Genomic DNA, 230 nt, shown 5'->3' with positions numbered 1-230 from the left:
GTTTTGCAACTTCTACTTCTGTTTTCCCATTCTTCTTTACTTCTTTTAAAATCGGTTCTTCCATTCTCCGTACCGGAATATAGCCTTCCACTTTCATACGATCGAGGACTTCATCGATGGTTTCCCCATCTTCCACATAAAACTTCTGTTTCGTCTTCTTTTTAGTCATTTTCCCTTTCACTTCCTTCATATAAAAAACTCGCTCCATATATGTAATAATGTGGTAATAT

Annotated in this window: 1 protein-coding gene; it reads right to left on the bottom strand. The window is 36.1% G+C overall.

What is annotated here, in order from left to right; translation table 11 throughout:
- On the bottom strand, positions 1-190 hold a 190-nt coding region (locus AOA62_RS31270), incomplete at its 3' end, for an NETI motif-containing protein (protein WP_256592514.1).
- Between the last annotated feature and the right edge of the window lie 40 nt (positions 191-230).

This window comes from Pseudomonas sp. 2995-3, from assembly GCF_002742565.1.
Classification (GTDB): Bacteria; Pseudomonadota; Gammaproteobacteria; order Pseudomonadales; family Pseudomonadaceae; genus Aquipseudomonas; species Aquipseudomonas edaphica.
Note: the sequence above shows the minus strand (reverse complement) of the source record. Positions and strands in the feature narration are given on the sequence as shown.